Origin of the sequence: Psychrobacter sp. KCTC 72983 (genome assembly GCF_014280455.1) — a bacterium.
Classification (GTDB): domain Bacteria; phylum Pseudomonadota; class Gammaproteobacteria; order Pseudomonadales; family Moraxellaceae; genus Psychrobacter; species Psychrobacter pacificensis.
In genome coordinates this window covers 268,976-291,377 of the sequence record NZ_CP060390.1, presented here as the reverse complement: position 1 = coordinate 291,377, position 22,402 = coordinate 268,976, and the positions used below count along the sequence as shown (strand labels likewise).

General features: G+C 42.8%; 21 protein-coding genes. 12 read left to right on the top strand and 9 right to left on the bottom strand.

All coding sequences use genetic code 11. The features are described 5' to 3' along the window. The first annotated feature begins 14 nt into the window (after positions 1-14). The 5 genes from PSBA01_RS01185 to PSBA01_RS01165 all read left to right on the top strand — a co-directional run bounded on the left by PSBA01_RS01185 (position 15) and on the right by PSBA01_RS01165 (position 3,560). The gene (locus PSBA01_RS01185) at positions 15-320 is read left to right on the top strand and encodes an integration host factor subunit beta (RefSeq protein WP_058024195.1); all 306 of its coding nucleotides are present in this window, start codon (positions 15-17) and stop codon (positions 318-320) included. A gap of 57 nt (positions 321-377) precedes the next feature. Next, complete coding sequence (locus tag PSBA01_RS01180) at positions 378-785, top strand: lipopolysaccharide assembly protein LapA domain-containing protein (protein ID WP_071003508.1); 408 nt, start codon at positions 378-380, stop codon at positions 783-785. A gap of 73 nt (positions 786-858) precedes the next feature. After that, positions 859-1,557 carry an orotidine-5'-phosphate decarboxylase gene (pyrF, locus tag PSBA01_RS01175; protein WP_186474809.1) on the top strand — a complete coding sequence of 233 codons (699 nt, stop codon included), beginning with the start codon at positions 859-861 and terminating at the stop codon, positions 1,555-1,557. 214 nt (positions 1,558-1,771) lie between these two features. Continuing rightward, positions 1,772-2,569 carry a metallophosphoesterase gene (locus PSBA01_RS01170; RefSeq protein WP_186474808.1) on the top strand — a complete coding sequence of 266 codons (798 nt, stop codon included), beginning with the start codon at positions 1,772-1,774 and terminating at the stop codon, positions 2,567-2,569. 154 nt (positions 2,570-2,723) lie between these two features. Next, the gene (locus tag PSBA01_RS01165; protein WP_186474807.1) at positions 2,724-3,560 is read left to right on the top strand and encodes a histidine phosphatase family protein; all 837 of its coding nucleotides are present in this window, start codon (positions 2,724-2,726) and stop codon (positions 3,558-3,560) included. Between the two features lie 142 nt (positions 3,561-3,702). On the opposite strand, the gene rpsT is transcribed toward PSBA01_RS01165, so the two are convergent. Continuing rightward, a complete protein-coding gene (rpsT, locus tag PSBA01_RS01160; protein ID WP_071003512.1) occupies positions 3,703-3,969 on the bottom strand; it encodes a 30S ribosomal protein S20 in 267 nt (88 codons plus the stop codon). Between the two features lie 464 nt (positions 3,970-4,433). On the opposite strand from rpsT, the gene PSBA01_RS01155 reads away from it, so the two are divergent. From PSBA01_RS01155 to PSBA01_RS01135, 5 genes are all read left to right on the top strand, one after another. Next, the gene (locus tag PSBA01_RS01155) at positions 4,434-5,135 is read left to right on the top strand and encodes an NAD-dependent epimerase/dehydratase family protein (RefSeq protein WP_186474806.1); all 702 of its coding nucleotides are present in this window, start codon (positions 4,434-4,436) and stop codon (positions 5,133-5,135) included. A gap of 96 nt (positions 5,136-5,231) precedes the next feature. Further along, positions 5,232-5,747 (top strand): ribonuclease E activity regulator RraA, encoded by a 516-nt coding sequence (gene rraA, locus PSBA01_RS01150; protein ID WP_186475394.1) that lies wholly within the window; start codon positions 5,232-5,234, stop codon positions 5,745-5,747. Between the two features lie 206 nt (positions 5,748-5,953). Beyond that, positions 5,954-9,664: a transcription-repair coupling factor gene (gene mfd / locus PSBA01_RS01145; protein WP_186474805.1), complete on the top strand. Its 3,711-nt coding sequence runs from the start codon at positions 5,954-5,956 to the stop codon at positions 9,662-9,664. Between the two features lie 168 nt (positions 9,665-9,832). Continuing rightward, a complete protein-coding gene (locus PSBA01_RS01140; RefSeq protein ID WP_057759208.1) occupies positions 9,833-10,264 on the top strand; it encodes an HIT domain-containing protein in 432 nt (143 codons plus the stop codon). A gap of 353 nt (positions 10,265-10,617) precedes the next feature. Beyond that, positions 10,618-12,027, top strand: coding sequence for an adenylate/guanylate cyclase domain-containing protein (locus PSBA01_RS01135; protein ID WP_228724607.1), 1,410 nt, complete (start codon positions 10,618-10,620; stop codon positions 12,025-12,027). Positions 12,028-12,129: 102 nt separating this feature from the next. Here PSBA01_RS01135 and fdx read toward each other — a convergent pair whose 3' ends face one another. From fdx to PSBA01_RS01095, 8 genes are all read right to left on the bottom strand, one after another. Then, positions 12,130-12,468: an ISC system 2Fe-2S type ferredoxin gene (gene fdx / locus PSBA01_RS01130; RefSeq protein ID WP_058024187.1), complete on the bottom strand. Its 339-nt coding sequence runs from the start codon at positions 12,466-12,468 to the stop codon at positions 12,130-12,132. Between the two features lie 86 nt (positions 12,469-12,554). Beyond that, a complete protein-coding gene (gene hscA, locus PSBA01_RS01125) occupies positions 12,555-14,435 on the bottom strand; it encodes a Fe-S protein assembly chaperone HscA (protein WP_186474803.1) in 1,881 nt (626 codons plus the stop codon). Positions 14,436-14,644: 209 nt separating this feature from the next. Next, entirely contained in the window at positions 14,645-15,226 is a 582-nt protein-coding gene (gene hscB / locus PSBA01_RS01120) for a Fe-S protein assembly co-chaperone HscB (protein ID WP_071003518.1), read from the bottom strand. Between the two features lie 138 nt (positions 15,227-15,364). Next, complete coding sequence (gene iscA / locus PSBA01_RS01115) at positions 15,365-15,685, bottom strand: iron-sulfur cluster assembly protein IscA (RefSeq protein WP_071003519.1); 321 nt, start codon at positions 15,683-15,685, stop codon at positions 15,365-15,367. Between the two features lie 223 nt (positions 15,686-15,908). Then, the gene (gene iscU / locus PSBA01_RS01110) at positions 15,909-16,319 is read right to left on the bottom strand and encodes a Fe-S cluster assembly scaffold IscU (protein ID WP_058024183.1); all 411 of its coding nucleotides are present in this window, start codon (positions 16,317-16,319) and stop codon (positions 15,909-15,911) included. A gap of 168 nt (positions 16,320-16,487) precedes the next feature. Next, on the bottom strand, positions 16,488-17,714 hold the full coding sequence (locus PSBA01_RS01105; RefSeq protein ID WP_186474802.1) for an IscS subfamily cysteine desulfurase: 1,227 nt from the start codon (positions 17,712-17,714) through the stop codon (positions 16,488-16,490). Continuing rightward, a complete protein-coding gene (locus PSBA01_RS01100; protein WP_186474801.1) occupies positions 17,711-18,220 on the bottom strand; it encodes an Rrf2 family transcriptional regulator in 510 nt (169 codons plus the stop codon). Before PSBA01_RS01100 ends, PSBA01_RS01105 begins: the two co-directional genes overlap by 4 nt. Before the next feature lie 486 nt (positions 18,221-18,706). Continuing rightward, positions 18,707-19,351, bottom strand: a complete 645-nt coding sequence (locus PSBA01_RS01095; RefSeq protein WP_186474800.1) for a hypothetical protein — start codon at positions 19,349-19,351, stop codon at positions 18,707-18,709. A gap of 505 nt (positions 19,352-19,856) precedes the next feature. On the opposite strand from PSBA01_RS01095, the gene PSBA01_RS01090 reads away from it, so the two are divergent. Continuing rightward, a complete protein-coding gene (locus PSBA01_RS01090) occupies positions 19,857-20,129 on the top strand; it encodes an HU family DNA-binding protein (RefSeq protein ID WP_045445077.1) in 273 nt (90 codons plus the stop codon). Positions 20,130-20,466: 337 nt separating this feature from the next. Further along, positions 20,467-22,341, top strand: a complete 1,875-nt coding sequence (locus PSBA01_RS01085; RefSeq protein WP_186474799.1) for a SurA N-terminal domain-containing protein — start codon at positions 20,467-20,469, stop codon at positions 22,339-22,341. Positions 22,342-22,402 lie beyond the last annotated feature (61 nt).

Here is a 22,402-nt window from a genome sequence, read left to right as displayed (position 1 = left end):
AGGCAAGCGTAATAATGCAGCAAGCGATTAACAAATCCGAATTTATCAGTAATTTGAGTGCGAATTGTGACAACATGGCAGATACCATCGTTGATGACGCCGTTCGCGAAATATTAAATTTGATGACCCATACTTTAGCCAATGATGGCCGAGTCGAGGTTCGTGGGTTTGGCAGTTTTTGTCTACATCATCGCCGCGCTCGTGTCGGACGCAATCCTAAAACGGGGGAGAGCGTACCAGTTCCTGCCAAAGCGATTCCACACTTTAAGCCAGGTAAAGCATTACGTGAAGCAGTCAATGATAAAGTAGCACACAGCTAATATTCATTAATGATTGACTGACCAAAAACTATCATTCCAACCTGAGGTAACTGTCTCATGCGCTTTTTATTATTCGTATTGCTGTTTTTGAGCTTTGCTTACTCGCTTGGTCTGGTATTAGCAAATAATACCGAGGTCGGGGTCAATTTACTGTTTTCGCAAGCACCTACAATGAATTTGGGGCTACTGCTCATTCTATGTCTAATACTTGGCATCATTATTGGTATTCTATTATCATTGCTTATATTCCGCGTACTACAGAATAAGTGGGAAATCTCACGTTTGCAAAAGGCAAATGCAAATCTACAAGAGCAATTGAATCAAGCCAATGTGGTGATTGACCGTCAGGCCAATGCGCCAACCGTAGATGAGGCTGTCTATGGTGCCAGATCGATTGATATGCAAGACAATACAGACACACATCTAAATGAAGGTGGTACGTTGTCTAAGCGCAAGCGAGATTAAATTGCTCGGCCATAGAAATGGTTGTTGATTTTGAAAATACAGTGCTCTAATAATTCTGATATGCGGCAAAACCATGAATAATATGATTAACTCTCCCGTCATTGTTGCTTTAGACAATATGACTCTGCAAGCATCGTTGGCATTAGCTGATCAATTGGATCCAGCGTTATGCCGGCTCAAAGTAGGTAAAGAGCTATTTACACGCTGTGGTCCCGATATTATAAAGGCACTGCATCAGCGTAACTTTGAGGTATTCTTAGACCTGAAGTTTCACGATATTCCTAACACTACTGCTCAAGCGGTACTAGCTGCTGCCGAGCTTGGTGTATGGATGGTCAATGTTCATGCTAGTGCAGGTCTAGAGGCTATGTCTTTGGCAAAACAGCGTTTAATAGATAATAACCTTGATACATTACTCATCGCGGTGACTGTATTGACCTCTATGGACAGTGACGCATTGATGCAAACGGGTATCACTGATAGCTTAGACGTACAGGTGAGCCGATTGGCACAATTGACCAAGCAAGCTGGGTTAGATGGGGTAGTATGCTCTGCTCAAGAAGCGAAAACGCTTAAAGCGTTATGCGGTCAAGATTTTAAATTAGTCACACCAGGTATTCGACTAGCAGACGACAATGCTGATGATCAAAAGCGTATCTGTACGCCAAGTCAAGCATTGTTAGATGGTTCTGATTATTTGGTGATTGGACGCTCAATCACTCAAGCCAAAAACCCTGCCGAGAAGCTAAATAGAATATTACAAAGCATTTAAGTTTTAATAGCAATACAATAAAAAAGACAGCCTAAATCGCTGTCTTTTTTTACTTTTTTCAGACAGAAAAAAGCTGTTACACTACCTGAGAGGTTTTATAAGTAGGCTGATCTGCAACCAATTATGCAGTCTATTAAAAGGAGTGCTGGCCTATTAAAATACGCTAACGTTACCGATTGGCTGATAATGATACTATTGGACGATATTGAATTATATGAAATTACAAATACTAAGTGACTTACATATTGATAGTTATGCACGCCAGTCACGCCCTATTGGGCATATTCCTAAAACTGACGCAGATATCGTGTTAGTAGCGGGAGACACCGCCAACAGCGATAGAGGGATGCCATGGTTACAAGAGCAGGCAGCACGCTTACAAGTTCCTCTGATCACGATCTCAGGTAATCACGAATATTTTGACGAAGATGTGCTAAGTTTTGACCAAAAGTTGGCGACTTGGGACAATTATGATGCTGCCTCTAACAAAGGGGTTTGTGTCTTACAGTGCCAGCATATTGATATTGGTGATATACGAATCTTAGGTTGCACACTGTGGACGGATTATCAGTATCATGCCAATGAAGATACTATGGCTGCTGCTAGGCATTTTATGCGTGATTATAAGCAGATATATGCAGGGAAGGAGATGTTCTCACCTGAAGTTTCCATGCAAATTCACTCAGAGCATCGTCAGTGGTTGCAGCAAGCACTAATCACTGCCAAAGCACTGGGCAAAAAAACGGTCGTCATGAGTCATCATAGTGTCAGTGCATTATCGGTGTCTGAAAAATATGCTAATTTACCAAGCAATGCTGCCTTTGTTAGTGATTTGTCTGGGTGGATGCATGAGGACTGGGCACCGACTTTGTGGGTGCATGGTCATACCCATGAAGCATTCGATTATCGAATAGGTAATACGCGAGTGATTGTCAATCCTAGGGCTTATCCTAATGAGATTAGCAGTACGGCGTTGGCATTTGCGTGGGATAAAGTTATTGATATCGGTTAGTTGAGGATCTATGTAGATAAGCCATGTTACTTATCTTCGCTTAGTTCTCTTAAAAACAAGCTCACTCCTTGTATGACAAGATATTTACAAGATATAGTGCAACTAGACTTGTCAGTTGTTCATTCCTATCAAAAAATCTGCTACGCTTGCTACTATGAGTAAATATCTTAATAGCACCTTATCAAAAGTCTCTGCTGACAAGCTTGCGAGTCACACACCAAGTGCGCCTGCGCCTTCACATCTGCCAGATAGTATGATTTCTTCGGTCAGACTATTACCTGAAAATGAGCGGCTGATTTTATTTACCAGACACTCTTTGCGTGAGCGTTCTGACGGCAATGGTTTTGCCAGCTATCAGTTGCCGCTGACGCCTAAAGGCCGCGTACTAGCTAAGTCTTGGGGTCGTTGGTTAGCAGGTCACCTCCCATACTCACTCGATGTTGATAGCATCTCAAGCCCCATTAAACGCTGTATTGATACGGCGCAGCTCATGCAGGAAGGAGCAGGTCTAAAGCGTGATATTACGCATCAGTCACTGCTGGTTGAGCCTGGTAGCCTCGTTACTGAACCTGAAATAGCGAACCCAATATTTAAAGAGATTGGTGTACTCAATTTTATCAATCGTTTTTTGCAGGGCAATCTTGAAGGCACCAAAAATGCTTATCAAGGTGGCCTAGATCTCTTATCCCTTTTTTATCAGCATCAGCCTCAGCATGGTCATCTAATGCTGGCTGTCAGTCATGATACTTTGTTGTCTGCATTCTTAGCCGTGATGTTCGATGTGGAAGAGATCGATTGGAATGATTGGCCAAAAATGATGGAAGGGGTGTTTTTGTGGTTTGATGATAAACCTTTTGATCAGGCAAATGCGCATTTTATCTGGCGTGGTCAAGTATATACACGTCCAATTAGTTCATTGTTGAATGGATATCGTGCAGCAGGGTATCACCCAAGTAAACTGCTATTACCACCAGGGGTGCAATGGACATAAGATTTCATCAAAAAATGGTAATGACGCTCCACTAGATATATATCGAGTAGGCATAAAAAAACCTTGCCCCAGTATGAGAACCAGTGGCAAGGTTTTAGTCATTATGCTATAGAAGCATAATGCGGTCTAGACAAGACAAATCTTAAGCTTGTAGGCCTTTGATTGTTTTGTTTAGGCGGCTCTTACGACGAGCAGCTTTATTCTTATGAATAATACCTTTGTCAGCCATACGATCAATAACTGGTACCGCTCTGTTGTAAGCTTCGGTAGCCGCGTCATAATCTTTAGCTTCGATAGCCGCATCAACACGTTTTAAGTAAGTACGAACCATAGAGCGTTGTGACGCAGAGTTCTGACGACGTTTGGTGTTTTGACGGGCGCGTTTACGAGCTTGTGCAGTATTAGCCACGCGTATCTCCTTGATAAAGACAGATAAAAATATGAATGTTGATTGCAATAATGGGTTTAACAATCATCGGTGACGAGCAGCCGTCTCGTCAAACATGATGTCGATGTCTAATATTAAAGTATCTAATACAAATAGATCATCGCAAGCGCCAGAACTGTTTGGAATAATTAAACAGCGTTGACGTGTAAAGCCGGTTATCTTAGCAAATTATTGCGCTAAGGACAATATATTTGATGATTAATGCGTAAAGAAGTACTGTAAACTCATGAATTTTGGTTTATTAAGGTATCTAAATCAATAGTAGACATCAATAGGCGCAACTGATTGATAAAATCTCTTACAATATATTATACATAATAGCGTCAGTTATTCATGAATTTAGGTATGATATCCTAATGGTAGGCTTTGATATAGGTTACTTTTCATCAATATAGAACCTCTAACGTTATATAAGTGGATAGGGTATGCAGCGAAAAGCAATTGTGATTGGCGCAACAGGATTGGTAGGGCAGCATTTGGTAAAACAGCTGAGTGAGCTCTATGATACATTGATTGTGATCGCTCGGCGCCCGCCACGTTATATTAATGCCAGCATGCGTTTTTATCAGGTTAATGACTTTGATAGCCTCTCTGAAGTGTTTGCGAGCGTTGGTGCGGATCGAACGACAGATGCCTTTAGTTGTCTTGGCACCACCAAAAAACAAGCGGGCAGTGATGAGGCTTTTCGAAAGATAGACCATGATTACAATGTTAACTTTGCTAAGCTATGCCGTGATAAAGGGGTAGAAAACTTTTTTCTACTTTCATCCATGAATGCCGATATTGACAGCCGCTTTTTGTACAATCGAGTTAAGGCAGAGACGGAGCAATCTATTACAGCACTAGGCTTTGGTCAACTGGTGATATTTCGACCGTCGTTATTACTAGGCAAGCATAAAGGGCGTCCACTCGAGAGCATTGGTCAAAAAGCTTTTAAGCTTATCTCGCCTTTAGTCTCAGAGTCACTCTCATTACATCCTATCTCGGCTAAGCGCGTCGCTAGTGCAATGGCGATGAGTGCTCATGACATTTATCATCGTCGTAAATACCGTACAGAACCCCAGATTGAACATACAGAGATCATTGAAAATAAGAAGATGCTTGCAATGACTCGCGTGAAAAAATAAAGCATTATTTTTGAGTCAAGACTACAGCCAAGTATGACCATGTATTACAAGATCAAGCAGCTTAATCACTCATAATAAGGAGTAAAAACGATGGAGATGAATAAAGAGAACTTTGTCACATGTGATTTACTGGACGCCAATCCTGAGTCGCAAGTATGCTTACCAAATATTGAAGGTAAGGTATTTCGTCATTTTGGTGCAAAAGATAAATTCTGCGGTGAAATCGTGACGGTGAAGTGCTTTGAAGACAATAGCCGCGTCAAATCACTATTGAATAGTGATGGCAAAGACAAAGCTGGCGATGGTAAGGTGTTGGTCGTTGATGGTGGCGGCTCTATGCGCTGTGCCTTGCTCGGCGATATGATTGCACAGTCGGCCATCGACAATGGCTGGGCGGGTGTTATCGTATATGGCTGTGTGCGTGATGTTGATGACATGGCAGCGATGAATCTTGGTGTGATGGCACTTGGTTGCATCCCGCGCAAATCAACTCGCCGTGATGAAGGTCAAACGGATATCGAAATCCGCTTTGGTGATTTGACATTGAACTCGGGAATGTTTGTCTATGCTGACAACAATGGCATTATCGCTAGTGATAAACCGTTAATTTGAACTTGGTTTAACCAGTGTGAATGAGAACCTCAGCTTATCAGTTGGGGTTTTTTATGTAATGATAGTTAAAGCTTAATAACCGTTATCAATCCTCGATCATGAATGAGTGAGCTTTTACGTGACAAACCGTTACGGCATAAGTTTTGGTAATTGCTCAAATATTCGTATAATAGCTTTCTGACTCCTTAACTGTGATCCTATTCTTTATGCCTATCACTGCTTTGACTGACGCGTTTGATCCCATTAACCAGCAGTTGTTCCCCATCCAAAATGCCGAGCGGCGTTGGCTTGCGCCTGTCCACGGTGCGGTCAGTAGCTTATGGCTGGCAAGCTTGGCTCAAACGCCTCACTGGAATGTTGCCGAGCGATTGAAGGTGGTGGTGGCACGCGACCAAAATCAGCTCAATCAGATAGAAACTGAGCTGGCATTTTGCGGCGTCGATGCTTACGTATTCCCTGACTGGGAGACACTGACATATGATGAGCTGTCTCCGCACCAAGACATCGTTAGTGAACGCATCAACCTATTGACGGATATGCCAAAAACGGGTGTGCTACTCATCTCAATACAGACATTGATGCAACGCGTCGCACCGCCCAGTTGGTTGATCGGACAGCATTTTGATTTGAGCGTTGGTGATCGATTCGATATCAATACGCAATGTGGGCTTTTGGCAAAGGCGGGTTATAGAGCGGTTGATAATGTCTTTGAGCCTGGTGAGTTCGCTGTACGTGGCAGCATTATCGATATCTTTGCTATGGGTCAGCCTTTTCCGCTGCGTTTAGACTTATTTGACGATGAAATTGAGACAATTCGTTTTTTTCATCCGCAAACCCAGCGCACGTTGACCGCTGATGACCTCAAAGCGATGTTGACAGGCAATGATACCAGCATGGGCAAAGAGTCACTGTCGCTGCTGCACAAATTGCCAGATATCTCTAAACCTATCGAACAGTTCCAAATATTACCAGCAAAGGAGTTTCCGCTGGATGAAGGGCGAGAGACATTTCGCACGAATTTTGCGGCGATGTTCCCTAATGCCAGTAGCCGCAAGTCTGAGTTGCATAAAGATGTAATGGCAGGTATCGCGAGTAGCGGACTGGAGTATTATCAGCCACTATTTTTTGACTTAAAAGATTGGCAAGAAGAAAGTACATTGTTTTCTTATTTGCCAAGCGATGCGTTGTTTATCACGGATGAGCTGATCCACGAAAAGCAGGCGGACTATTGGTCACAAATTCAGCGCCGCTATGAAGAACGTCGCCATGATATTGACAAGCCTATCGTCGAACCTGCGCTCTTATACTTATTATCCAACGCACTTAACGAGCAGCTCAATCAATATCCACGAGTGATATTAAGTGCTCGTGATGAGTTGGCTACGACAAATGACGTAGCAGCGCCAGAAGGTAACGACCCATCTCAGCCGCAACTGCCATTAACGCCTACTAAGCAGCAAGGCTTGGTGACATTAAGTGCGCAAGAGCCGCCAGAGCTGGCAGTCAATCATCAGAAATCTGAGCCATTAACGGCATTGCTCGATTTTTTACACGTTCAACAACAAACAGCAACGCCAGTATTAGTTGTGGCAGAGACTGCTGGTCGCCGTGAGATTCTTATTGAGCTGTTTAAGGGTAAGATTGATATCAAAGCATATGATAGCTTTGAAGCATTTTTAGCAGCAGATAAGACGAGCGCTATGAATAATGCTCGACTACCACATGTCGGTCTGACTGTGGCACCGATTGAGCGCGGCGTATACGTGCCTGAACGTTTGGTATTGATTAGTGAAACGCAGCTGTTTGGTCGTCAAGTCTTGCAGACGCGTCGTCGTCGCCAAAGCGGTGTATCAGAGGAGTTCTTGGTTAAGAGCGTCACTGAGATAACAGATGGCAGCCCAGTCGTTCATATCGAGCATGGTATTGGTCGTTATAACGGCCTAATCACGCTAGATGTGGGCGATGGTGAGCAAGAGTTCATTCATTTAAAATATGACGATGATGCCAGTATCTATGTGCCAGTCGCCAATCTACAAATGATCAGTCGCTATAGTGGCGGCGATCCAGCGTTAGCGCCATTACATAAGATCGGCAGTGGCAAATGGGATAGAGCCAAGCAAAAGGCCTTGGAGCAAATTCACGATGTCGCCGCAGAGCTGCTCAATATGCAAGCGCGTCGTGAGGCCAAAGTTGGTATTCATTTTAAAATAGATCTGTCGCAATACGAGCTGTTTGCCAGTCAGTTTGCGTTTGAAGAGACCGCTGACCAAGCCAATGCCATTCATGCGGTTATGGAAGACATGAGACAAAACCAGCCAATGGATCGCCTCATCTGCGGTGATGTTGGCTTTGGTAAAACAGAAGTAGCGATGCGAGCGGCCTTTATTGCCGTCAGTGCTGGCTATCAAGTGGCTGTATTAGTGCCCACCACATTGCTCGCAGGACAGCACGAAGACAATTTCCGCGATCGATTTGCTGATTGGCCAGTGCGTATTGAGAGCCTGTCTCGCTTTGGTGGTAAAAAGCATCAAGACATGGTCTTGACGGATTTGGCTGATGGCAAAGTCGATATTGTGATCGGTACTCATAAACTATTGCAGCCTGACGTGAAGTTTGCCAATCTTGGGCTAATGATTGTCGATGAGGAGCACCGCTTTGGAGTACGTCATAAAGAGCGTATCAAGGCGATTCAGACAGATGTAGACAGTATGTCTATGACCGCGACGCCCATCCCTAGAACGCTTAATATGGCGCTCTCAGGCATGCGTGATATGTCAATCATTGCCACACCGCCTGCACGCCGGTTGGCTATTAAAACCTTTGTCATGCAAAAGACAGATGCCTTGATGAAAGAAGCTATCTTGCGCGAGCTGTTACGTGGTGGGCAGGTTTATCTGCTCCACAATGATGTGGCTAGTATTGAGCGTATGGCAGAGACTATTCGTGACCTCGTACCAGAAGCGCGAGTAGGGGTCGCCCATGGGCAGATGCAAGAGCGTCAGCTTGAGCAAATCATGCAGCAGTTTTATCACAAAAAATTCAACGTGTTGGTGTGCTCTACTATTATTGAGACAGGTATTGATGTGCCAAATGCCAATACTATTATCATTGAGCGTGCGGATAAGTTTGGTCTGGCGCAATTGCATCAGCTACGAGGCCGGGTAGGTCGCAGTCATCATCAGGCATATTGTTACCTATTGGTGCCTTCTCTCAAAGGTCTCAAAGGCGATGCCAAGCGTCGTCTACATGCAATTGAACGCGCCAATACACTGGGCGCAGGTTTTATGCTGGCGAGTGAAGATCTAGAGATTCGCGGGGCAGGTGAGATACTGGGTAAGCAGCAAAGTGGTAATATGCAGGCGATTGGCTTTAGCTTATATATGGATATGCTGGAGCGTGCAACTAAGGCGATTAAGGCCGGTAAAGAGCCTGACTTGAATACGCCACTATCGCTAACCAGTGAGATTAACTTGCATAGCTCTGCTCTTATTCCAGAAGACTATCTACATGACGTACATCAGCGCCTATTGTTTTACAAACGTATAAGCAATACAGATGATAAAGAAGCGTTGACGGATATTCGTACCGAAATGATAGACCGTTTCGGTGCATTGCCAGACCAGACCAAGCAGCTATTTGCCATTCATGGACTGCGCTTGCAAGCAGAACCATTGAAGATTAACAAAATTGATGCCAATAGTAATAGTATGACGTTGGAGTTTGCACCAGATACCCCTGTTGATGCTTTGGCTATTATCAAACTGATCCAGTCAGATGGACAGCACTACCGCATGAATGGGGCATCTGGTATTCGTTATCAACATAGCGAGAAGCTGGCAACGCCTCAACAGCGAGTCTCTGTTATCCAAGATCTTCTACGTTATTTTAGTGAGCATATGGTGACAGAAGCGGCCTAGAGTTGATCAGTGAGAGCCATCATCGGGGTTTCTAAGACAATCCACACAAACGCAATAGTGTATGGCGCTATTTTATCGCAAGGATAACTGATAAAATAACCGGATTGCTTTTTCTTCTATACTTTGTACCTACTTTTATTTGCATTAAACAACAAGAGAACCGTCATTATGTTCCAACTTCATCATAAACTTGCTGCTGATAGTTTCTTAGTGGGTGATTTTCCATTATCTACTTGTCGTTTGATCAATGACTGCCAGTTTCCTTGGCTGATATTAGTACCGCGCGTATCGGGTATCAAAGAGCTTTATGAGTTGTCTGAGGCAGACCAAACGCAGTTCTTGCGTGAGTCAAGCTGGTTATCGAGTCAGCTAGCCAAAACCTTTCAAGCAGATAAAATGAATGTGGCCGCGCTTGGTAATCAAGTCCCGCAGCTTCATTTTCATCATATTGTTCGTTATCAAAATGATATGCAATGGCCAAATCCAGTATGGGGAGTTCCTGCGGTTCCTTATACCAAAGAAGTCTTGGCACAAATGCAGCAGACGTTAATGATGGCGCTACGTGGTCATCATCAAATGCCTTTTGATTGGCAGATGTAATCCGTTTTTAACTTTGAATTGCTTTACCTCATCTATAAAGCATTATTTATGAAGCCTCTTTCATAAACTATTGCGACAGAAAAAAGCCAGATACTCGTCATATCTGGCTTTTTTCTGTAACAATCAAACATTGTCAGTTGTTTATCCAGAAAATTTGTCATCTTGATAAATGATAGATGGTATTTTTTTAGCTACCACTGACCTAGGTTTCATTTAATTTAGAAAGTATAATATATTTTTGTAATTATTTATTTATCATTAAGATAGGTGATTTGCGTGTGTTGTTCTTATATATCTTTATCTCTCTGATAGCTTATCTCATTTAAGTGAAATTCAATATGCCTTTTATAGGGATGTTAAAGCCAAAACTATTGTCAAAAGGTAGTGGAATCTGTCAATTCGACTATCCAGAAGTTTTTGTTTTAATTCTTACTGTCATATTACTCGCCCCGCATTACAATTTTCGTCCTACCTCAATGGCGTTATTGGTTGTCGTTCTACTACCTAGCCTAATGATTCTGATTTATAACTATCGACGCCAAACCAGTCTTTGGACGTCTAATATGGTCGTTATTTTATTTGCGGTCGTTATTGGGTCAATACAGTTTTGTACGGTGATATCGCTCAGTTTGGCAGCCTTAATCGGCGTACGTATGATCGTCAGTGGTGTCGATAACGGTCTAAGATTATTTACTGTAGCATTGGTGACATCTATTGTCTTTTATTATGTCAGTACAATACTAGACAACGAAGGATTGAACTGTAATGAAGGTTGGGTGCCTCCCACCGTATTGCTAGCAAGCATAATGGTTATTTTGTATCAGTTTCGCAGTACGTATCAAGAGTATATTGGTTATAAAGAAAGTGCCTCTAAAGCCGGAGGACGTTTGAGTACCATGGTGTCGGTCATCAATAAGTTGACTCGCTTTGTACCGCCGCAAATTTGGGAGCCAATTGTTAGATCTGATAGCCCTGTTAGTGTGTCGAATAAACGTGCCAAGCTGACTATTATGTTTTCAGATATTGTGGGCTTTACCGATCTGTCTGATAGTCTGAGTGCTGACAACGTGGCTGATATTTTGAACACTTATATGCATTGCATGACGTTAATTGCTGACAGACATGGTGCCGTACTTGATAAATTTATTGGTGATGGCATGGTGTGCTTTTTCGGTGAGCCTAATAGCCGTGGCTCACGTCAAGATGCTCTGGATTGCGTGGCAATGGCGATAGATATGCGCCGCGAGATGCGTACATTGCGTCAAAAATGGCGACTGATGGGGTTTGAGGGGTTATATATACGTATTGGTATCACAACTGGTTATTGCCACGTGGGCAATTTTGGTAGCAACAATCGTCTTAGTTACACACTGATTGGTAAAGAGGCTAATCTGGCGTCAAGACTCGAATCGAATGCTGGCAAAGATGAGATATTGGTCAGTGAAAGCACTTATGATTATGTTTGCCATAACTATGAGTGTCAACATGTTGGAGCGCTTCAGCTAAAAGGCTTTGATGACAAGGTAAATGCATGGCAAGTACTTGACCCTGATGCTAATAAAGGTCATTTGTCTAAATGGGTAGATCACACCTTGCCAGGGTTTAACTTGCATCTAAATTTTAAAGACATGAAAGACAATGACTATCAAGATATCAGGAGTCGTCTAAACTTTGCGCTTGAGCGTATCGAACAAGAAGAAGAAAAATTGGCACAGAGCATCGCTGAAGAAAGCAAACGTCATAGTGCTAACAAAAAGTCATGATTTGGGAAGTCATATCGTGAAATATTGAGTATAAAAAAAGCCAGCTATTATATTTTAATAGCTGGCTTTTTTGTAACTTATAAGTAGTTTGTACTGATCATATTAATGATTTTCTTTTGCATGATTCAATGTGTATTTTGGAACCTCGATGGTTAGATCTTCATCATCAAGCATGACCTGACAAGACAGACGTGAGTCAGGCTCTAAGCCCCAAGCACGATCAAGTAGATCAGCTTCTACATCATCCATCTCATCTAGACTATTGAACCCTTTGCGTACGACAACGTGACAAGTAGTACAAGCTTTTGACATCTCACAGGCATGCTCGATTTTGATGCCTTTTTCTAACAACGCTTTGCACAAATTCTGACCAGCTTGTAGCTCAACTTCTGCGCCCTCTGGGCAGATTTCGTGATGGGGTAGTACGGTAACTTTTGGCATAAATTATTTGTCCAATGCTAATCAATCTAAAAAATAAGATAAAGTAGCTTAGTATCATAACTAAGCTATCATTTTGAGTATGGATTTTACCAATCTTGTGCGCTGGTACCTGCCATGCTGGTTTGAACGCTTTGATTCATAATGCGAGCAGCAAAGGCATCACTATGCGGCTTAAGCTGTGCTTGCTGTGCTTCGATAAGTGCCAAGTCATTAGTGCTAAGAGCAGAACGAAGGGCTTGTATGTGCTCCGCTAAAGTGTGCTGCTCATCAGAAGAAAGCAGTGCTGCAAACTCGTTCAGCGCAGATTCTAGAGCCAATACTTCACGCTCGGCTTCTACTTTTGTTTCGATTAAAGAGCGTGCGTTTTTATCTTCCTCTGCATGTTTAAATCCGGCAACAAGCAACTGCTCTTTTTGCTCATCAGACAAACCATAAGAAGGCACGATCTCGATCTTGCTTTCTGTCTTGGTCGTGGTTTCTTGTGCACTAACAGTCAGCTGACCATTGGCATCGATGCTAAAGGTGACCTCGATACGAGCAAACCCAGCTTTCATTGGCGGAATACCGTACAGCTCAAAGCGGCCAAGTGAGCGACAGTTTTCTACTGTTTCGCGCTCACCTTGCACGACGTGTATCACCATGCCTGTTTGACCATCTTGATAGGTGGTAAACACTTGACGTTTTTTGACAGGGATAGGCGTGTTGCGTGGGATGAGTACTTCAACCAAACCACCCATGGTCTCAAGACCTAATGATAATGGCGTTACGTCCAATAACAACAAATTGTTGTTACTATCACCATTCACCAGTTGGTGAGCAGTTTGAGCAGCGCCTAAGGCAACAACCTCATCTGGATTCAGACGGCAAAGAGGCTGCTTGGCAAAAAATTCAGTCACGACTTGTTGTATGGCAGGCATACGCGTTGAGCCGCCTACTAAGATCACTTCGTCTAAATCTGTGGCAGTCAGCTTGGCATCACGCAGGACTTGTTCACATACGCTTAACGTGCGACGACTAACAGGCTCTACGATAGTAAGGATGTCTTCACGGCGCAATACACCTTGATAGGTTTGTCCGTTGACAGTGACATTGATATCCACTTGCTCAGCATCAGTCAGCGCTTGCTTGTAAGCTTTAGCTTCTTGTGCGAGTACTGATTTGTCATGCAGGCTTACGTCTTTTGGGTCTATATTTAACTGTTTAATAATCCAGTTGGTAATCAGACGATCAATATCATCGCCGCCCAGTGCGCTATTACCGCCAGTTGCCAATACTTCAAAGACACCATCATTCAACTTCAGAATAGATACATCAAAAGTACCGCCGCCCAAATCATAAATAAGATAGTAATTTTCTTTATTGTTATCTTCTGATGATTGCTCAAGACCATAAGCGACCGCAGCAGCTGTGGGCTCATTTAACAAGCGTAGCACATTGATACCAGCCGCTTGCGCAGCATCTTTAGTGGCTTGGCGCTGTGCCTCATCAAAATAAGCTGGCACAGTAATGACGGCACCCTCAATGCTGTCTGCAGGCAGTGCGCTCGCTGCACGTTGCTCAAGCGCGGCTAATATACGCGCTGATACTTCGACAGGTGACACTTCACCTTGAGCCGTGACAAATGCTGGCATATCATCTGTACTACCAGACAACTCATAAGGATGCGAGAATTTAATATCCGCTTGGCTACGACCCATAAAACGCTTAGCCGAGACGATCGTATTTTTGGGATCGTCTGCTAAATGCGCTAGAGCATCATAGCCGACCGATGGATTACCTGTCGCTGGATAATAAACCACAGAAGGCAGCAAGGTATCTGATGCTGCGCCTGCTTCTAAGACTTGCGCCTTGCCTGAACGTACTACAGCGACCAGTGAGCGTGTCGTACCAAGGTCAATACCTAGGCCAAAACGATGTTGATGAGGTTGAGCGCTTTGATTGGGTTCGGCAATTTGCATTAAAGACATAAGAATAACTCAGAGATAAAATGAATAAGTGTAATGAGGCAAATATGGCATGTTCAGTAGACTGCTTAACCGCTATCTCTTTATGCTCAATATAGAGGGATTTGGCAGTTAAGCATGCTCAAAATCAGAGATTATACGGTATAGTTGATACTAATTTAACCAAATATTTAGAATCTAGCTTTCAAGTAAGATACATCATGCACAGCTATCTAGACGTATAGGTCATCGTCATCTGAATGTGCAGCAGTGGCGACGTCATCAAGCCCCGTTGTAACATCAGCATTCAATTTGACCAAAAACTTCAATTTCTGTGTCGCATCAATCGCCGTTGGCCAATCTTGCTCTTGGTAAGCAGTCTCAAAACGCTGAGACTGGTTTGCCAAGCGCGATGTAATCTGAGGATGTAGCTGCTGCAAGGCTAAAAGGTCTTTGCCTACAATAGCGTCATCTAAATCCATACGCATTTCCATCGCATCTTCTAAAAAATCTAAGTCTGCGATGGAGTGTTCTAGATTTTGCGCTTGATCAGCCATACCTAGTAGGTAACCAGCACGGCTATCAGGGGCACTTAGTGTCTGATACGCTTGATTGATGACGGCAGAATACTGCTCTGATTGCTGCTTGGCTTGCTTAGTATCTGCTAGATTCTTTGCAACATTATCAGGATGATAGCGTTTTTGTAGCAGACGTAGATGCTGATCGAGACTGTCTTGATTGACTTCAAATTGTACAGGTTGCTCAAATAGGGCAAAGAAGTTATCAAATTGTGTTTCTGGAATCGTATCTGTCATATCTTACGCCTTGCTTTTTTATTTGTTTTTAAAGTCTTAATCTGGTGCTTCTACCAAATATATTAGTGCATTTATATCTTTTGTATTGATTCATCACAACGGGTGCATCAATCACTGAATAATCAGTTGATTGAACCATTAAACAGTAAAAGACTCACCGCAGCCACATTCACCTTTTTGGTTAGGGTTAGTGAACTTGAAACCTTCGTTTAGACCTTCTTTTTCATAATCCATCAACAGGCCATCTAAATAGACCAAGCTTTTAGGATCAATAAAAATGCTAACGCCGCGGCTTTCATAGCGCGTGTCATTTTCATCAGGTATATCTACAAACTCTAAAACATAAGCAAGGCCTGAGCAACCCGCTGTACGGATACCCACTCGAATACCTTCACCTTTGCCGCGATTGTCCAAAAAGTCTTGAACATGCTGAGCGGCGCGTTCTGTCATTTCAATCATGCCAACTCCCATTGACTATTAATCGTAAATATCAATAAATAAACTATGTAAACTGGCAAGCGAAGTTACGAGTTTGCCAAAATAATATGCTAATAGTTTTTAGAAAATAAAAGGTGACAATTACATAAGTGTCATTGTCACCTTTTTAGCGTTAGTAACCATCTGATGTATTACTACTTTAGCATTGCTAACAAAACACAGCGCAGACGCTAGTAGGTTTGGCTTAGATAGTGGCTTCTTCTGCCGCTGCTGCTACGCCATGCTTACCTTTATAGTCGCTAATAGCGGCTTTAATGGCATCTTCTGCAAGTACAGAGCAATGCACTTTTACTGGTGGTAACGCTAGTTCTTTAGCGATATCGTTGTTTTTGATTTCGCCAGCTTGATCCAAGCTTTTGCCTTTTAGCCACTCAGTAACGAGCGAGCTTGAGGCAATTGCTGAACCGCAGCCATAAGTTTTAAAGCGTGCATCTTCGATAATACCGTTATCATCGACTTGGATTTGTAGACGCATTACATCGCCACAGGCTGGGGCACCGACCATACCGGTACCAACGTTTTTGGCGTTTTTGTCAAGATTACCAACGTTGCGTGGGTTTTCGTAATGATCAATAACTTGGTCACTATAGGCCATGGGGTTTTCTCCTAGTTAGATGATGAGTAATCGCGTATTAACTTTAAATATCTAACTACTCATCGATAATTGGGGTCAAACATTTAGTTAATAAAAACTGGATTTTTAATTGTCTGATCAATCGTTTAATAAATATATTTGAAGCTGTATTACTGTCTGTGCTCGATTTTAGTGCTCAGCCCATTCGACTGAATTCAAATCAACACCTTCTTGGTACATATCCCAAAGTGGCGATAGGGCACGTAGTTTATCAACAGCTTCATGCATTTGCTTGATAACAGTGTCGATGTCTTCTTCAGTCGTATAACGACCAAAGCTGAAGCGGATTGAGCTATGCGCCAATTCGTCTGGGCGACCGATAGCACGTAGTACATATGATGGCTCAAGCGTCGCTGATGTACAGGCTGACCCTGATGATACCGCTAAGTCTTTTAGCGACATCATCAATGACTCGCCTTCAACAAAGTTAAAGCTGATGTTCACAATGTTTGGTACGCTGTTCTCAAGATCGCCATTTAGGTAGATCTCTTCGATATCTTGTAGACCATCCCAGAGTTTTTGACGCAGTTTTGCAACATGGGCATGATCTGCTTCAAAGCTCTCATTGGCTAGAGCAAATGCTGCGCCAAGACCAACGATCTGATGCGTAGGCAATGTACCTGAACGCATACCGCGCTCATGACCACCGCCGTGTTGCTCTGCTTTTAAACGAATACGTGGCTTACGACGAACAAATAAGGCACCGATACCTTTAGGACCATAGGCTTTATGACCTGAGAAACTCATCAAATCGATCTTCATCTCTTCAAGATTGATTTTTACTTTACCAACAGACTGTGCACCATCAACATGGAAAACCACACCGGCCTCACGAGTGATTTCACCAATGGCCGCCACATCTGTGATCGTACCAAGCTCGTTATTTACCATCATAAGCGATACCAAAATTGTATCCTCACGTAGCGCTGCTTTTACCTGCTCTGGCAAGATAAGACCTGTGCTTGGTTGCGGCTCAAGATACGTAATTTCAAAACCTTCTTGCTCAAGCTCACGGCACGTATCTAGCACGGCTTTGTGCTCAATTTTGCTGGTGATGATGTGTTTACCACGAGACTGATAAAAGTGAGCTGCGCCTTTAATGGCTAGGTTGTCAGATTCAGTTGCACCAGAAGTAAAGACGATTTCGCGTGGATCAGCGTTGATGACTTCAGCAACTTGTCCGCGAGCAGTTTCTACGGCTTCTTCTGCTTGCCAGCCATAGCCGTGCGAGCGCGAGGCTGGATTACCAAAGATGCCATCTACTGTCAGATATTCGCTCATCTTAGCAGCTACTGATTTGGCAACTGGTGTGGTGGCGGCATAATCTAAGTATATAAGGTTGTTATGTTGGCTCATGCTGGGTTTGCCTCGCTGTTCGATAGAGTAATGGTATTAATGTCTTTTATGGAAATATCTTTTGTAGAACTGTGCTGACGTTCTGATACTGACTGCACATTTTCCATATCTAATAATTGCGCTAATGTTATATTTTTCAAGTACTGTTCAATATGATTTGATAGTGCACACCATAGGTCATGGGTCAGGCACATTGTACCACCTTGACAGTCACCGCGTCCTTCACACTGCATCGCATTAACGGATTCATCGACAGCAGATATGATGCTCATCACATCTATCTCGTTCAATGGCTTGGCTAGGTTATAACCACCAGCTGCACCGCGAATACTGGTCACAAGGCCACGTTTGCGTAGCTTGGAGAATAACTGTTCGAGGTAGGAGATAGAAATTGACTGCCGTTTAGCGATATCAGATAGAGATACTGCGCTCTCTTGTTGACTGGTCTGTAATGCCAAGTCTAGTAAAGCAGTAACGGCATATCTGCCACGAGTAGTTAAACGCATGTGTTATCTCCAAACTTTTATGTCATTTTTATTTAATAACGTTCTTGGAAAGGGATAGATGCAGTCAATAATAGATCAATATAAAAGCTGTCAATCATATCCGTTCAAGTTGTGTCTTATCGTTATTAAACAACAGATGGTTAACCCGATGTGTGCAACGATTAGGTCAATTATACTTAATCCTGAGTAATTTAGTCAAGATTAAAGTGTGATTAAATGGTTGATCGAGCTTATCGCTATGATTGATAAAAACAATGGTGTTCGGGATGTGTGTATGAGCGGGGAGAGATATCTTATTTTTAACACTTCAATATTGGCTAATTTATGATTTGAACGTAAATTGTAGCAATATCGAACAAGCCAGAATGTAACAATCTAGAGAAAAAATGAGCGTCCATTACCTTTTCAATAGGCACTGTACGCTCATTTATATCTGAAATCATAGTTTGGTAAAAATCAATTGATAAAAGCTAAGTTCGATTAAAATCAGCTCATCAACAGTGCGATGACTGAGCCAATCATAACAATCAGCGCCACCATAGTGACAATCATAAAGGTCTTTTGCTTGCTCTGTAGCTCTTTAACTGTGGTTTCAAGTTCGCGGTTCTTGATGGTTAATGTGTTGATTTGGGTCTGTTGTTCTTTGATACGCTCTTTATAATGGTCTTTTCTTTCTGCCATTTCAGCATCGGTCGGTTTGGTTTTAGCGTTGCCGCCTTTTATCTTTTTAATTAGACCTTGAATCAAGCTGCCGAGACCAAGCTGCATAATGAATTGTTTGACCAGCTGCACTTGAACGGATTCACCGCGCATCTGTAATTTTTCGGTCGTCTCTCTATCGTGAGTGGTGATGGCATTAATCACTTGAATGCTATAAGCATTGATAACGACATCAGGTTCGCTACGACCAACAGGTAACTGGGCATCCAAGAGTACGCCTTTGGTACTAAAGGTGGCAAAAACCTCGACATGAGGCAAATATAAGCGCAACGCTACGACCGTACCTTGTTTGGCAAGTGGATAAGCGGCTTTACGTAGTTCAGGATCCAAACGTAACAATAGTGTCAGCGCCGACTCGATGAACACCAGAATAATATTAAGAAGAGAGTGAGACAACGTAGAACGCTTCATGTAAATAATCCATTTTTTTTATTTAGCAAATCAAAGTTATGTAATAAACTTAAGTTTATTTTTACCCGAAATTTGCAGTGATATTTTGCTTATAGTAACGCCTTTATAATAAAAAGTAACGCTAGTTTCTGTCAGTGGTAAAATTATTACAGTACAATCTAGCAGTTGATAAAGACACCAAAATTTATGACTGGTAATGCACAGACACCAACTGACAACTGTTTTAAAGAATAAACAAATAAGTTGATTCATTGTTCGAACGAGGACAGTTTGCCTGTATAGAGGTTGCAGATGTTTTGCGTAACATTGGGTGTCAAATACGTAGTTGATGGCACAAAAAGATGTAAAATCGCTTGCACTCCTTATGCTGCCTTGATATAAAGACGATAACAAAGCGAAACCTGTTAATACGCCAGTCAGGTAGTTTTTATTGCGTAAGTACCACGAGAGCGTTACAATGCTTGGCGTGAGCGTTTATTACCCCCTTAAACTTGAAGGAAATTTTATGAATAAGTCAGAATTAATTGATAGCATCGCAGACAAAAGTGGTCTAAATAAGACTCAAGCTGGTGATGCTTTGAACGCTGTTATGGAAAGTGTTGGCGAAGCTTTAGAAGCTGGCGATAGCATCTCTCTAGTTGGTTTCGGTACTTTTAGCGTAAAAGACCGCAAAGCACGTACTGGCCGTAACCCTAAGACTGGTGAAGAGCTAAGCATCCCTGCAAGCAAAGTACCAAGCTTCAAAGCTGGTAAAAACCTAAAAGAGCGTTTGAACTAAGCCGCTCTATGGTAGATGGTCGCTTTGGCTGATGTCATAAGCTAAGCACCGAAAAAGCACCTAAATATTAGGTGCTTTTTTTGTCGCTATAGTTTATCTCATACAACGTGAATATTTTGAGTATATATGAAAAATCACGTATCATAGGGCGCGCGATAGATGCGTTGTTTAAATAAGGTATTGTCACTGAACCTTGTTTCCCCTAATAAAATGTACACGTTCTTCCTCTTACCATTGCCGGCTTAAATAGCATTGATATTAGCAGGTCGCACTCAACAGCTCCTAACAGTATTACAATGGTTTTTCATCAATATAGGTTAATAAAGCAGAGATAACTATGGATAAATTGCGCGATTTCTTAAAAAGCTGGCCAGGTCGCATTTTATTGATTTTATGCCTATCGCCACTGGCTCTATTGGGTGTCGAAAGCTATTTTGGCGGCGGGGTTGATCCCAACCAAATCGCTCAGGTGGGTGAGGCAAGCGTAGGGTTGTCCGAGTATCAGACTGCCGTCAATAACCGTCGTAGCGAAATACTAGAGCAAGTTGATGATGCCAGTTTATTGAATGAAGATGTACTGCACGAGCAGGTACTAAAAGGTCTAATTGACCGTACATTATTAGAGCAGCAAGCAGGTAAGCTTGGTATGACAGTCTCTGATGACACGATCAATCGTTTGCTGCGTGAAGAAGACATATTCAAAGATGCTGATGGAAACTTTTCTAACGATCAGTTTGCAAACTTTTTGCGTCAGCGCGGTATGACCAAAAATCAGTTGTTTGCAGAGTTTCGCAATCAGTTAAGCTTAGATCAGCTGAATGCTAGTATCGTTGGCACAGCTGTCTATCCAATGCAGGCAGTTAGCCAATTGATCGACTTGCAACTAGAGTCGCGCAACGTCTGGGTACATCGTTTTGATTGGCAGGATTATGCTGATCAGGTCAAACTGAGTAAAAATGATATTCAAGCATATTATGATGCCAATAAAGACACGCTAAAAAGCGCGGCAATGGTCAACTTGGCTTATATTCAGCTTAGCCCGCAGACCATCAAAGTCGATGATGTGACAACAGAAGAGTTGCAGCAGCAGTACGAAGCGTATAAGCAAGGTCTGGCTGCTGATGATGAGCGTAGAGTGAGTCAAATACTGTTAACAGGTGATGATGCTAAGGCAAGAGCAGATAAAGTTAAAGCTCGCTTGGCTAAAGGCGAGTCTTTTGCTACTGTGGCCAAAGCAGAATCGGATGATCCTTCAGGAGAAGCAGGCGGTGACATTGGTCGCTTTAATCCGTCAGTATTTGGTGGTGACGCCGATGCTGTTGAAAAAGCACTAGAAGGCTTGAGCGTTGGAGATGTGACAGCCCCTATCAAGACCAGCTTTGGCTATCAGATATTCACAGTCACCGAAGATAATGGCAAAAAGATTCCAAGTCTCGATAGTATGCGTGCAGAGCTGACTGCTAAGGCAAAAGAGTACAAGCGTCAAGAAGTCTACGCGGATAAAGTAACCTCGATTAATGATTTGGCAGCAGATGGCTTTAGTATCGAAGATATTGCGCAGCAAGAGAATGTCACGCTAAAACGTATCAAAGATTATCGTAAAGAAAATAACAAATCAGTATTATCGCAACCAGCAGTGATCAAACAGGCCTTTGACGAATTTACGATTCAAGATCAGGCCGTGACGGCAGGTATAGAAGTTGGTAACGGTACGGTATGGGTACAACCAAGCAACTATCGTCCTACGACCACACTGAGCTTATCTAGTGCAACGCCAAGAATCACTCAGATATTGCGTCAGCAAAAAGCCACAGCCTTGGCGCTAAAAGAAGCGAAAGCTGTCGCTGCTGGTATCAAAACGCCAGCTGATATTGCTAAGCAGTCAGTAAGTTTGCAATCTTTGGGTGAGATCAATCGTCAAACAACGTTGCTAACTGATAAAGAGCGTGGATTGGCCTTTAGCAAGCAAGCTGCCAATGATGGCGTAGTCGCGCTCGCTAGTGAGACTGAAGCAGGTGCAACGCTATTGGTTGGTGATCGCATCAAGACTGAGCAGCAGTCACCACTATCTGATATGCAAAGAGCGCAAACGGCCAGCATCATTCGTGATAACTTAGGTCAAGATCAGCTGCAAGATTACTTAGATTATCTACGTATGGTCTATCAAGTTGAGATTAACGAAGCCAACATGGCAAATGCACAAGGGCGCTAAGCGTTCGCTGTATGGTTACTCTTAATTGTTAAACGCAAAAAAGCCACTGTAGCGATGCAGT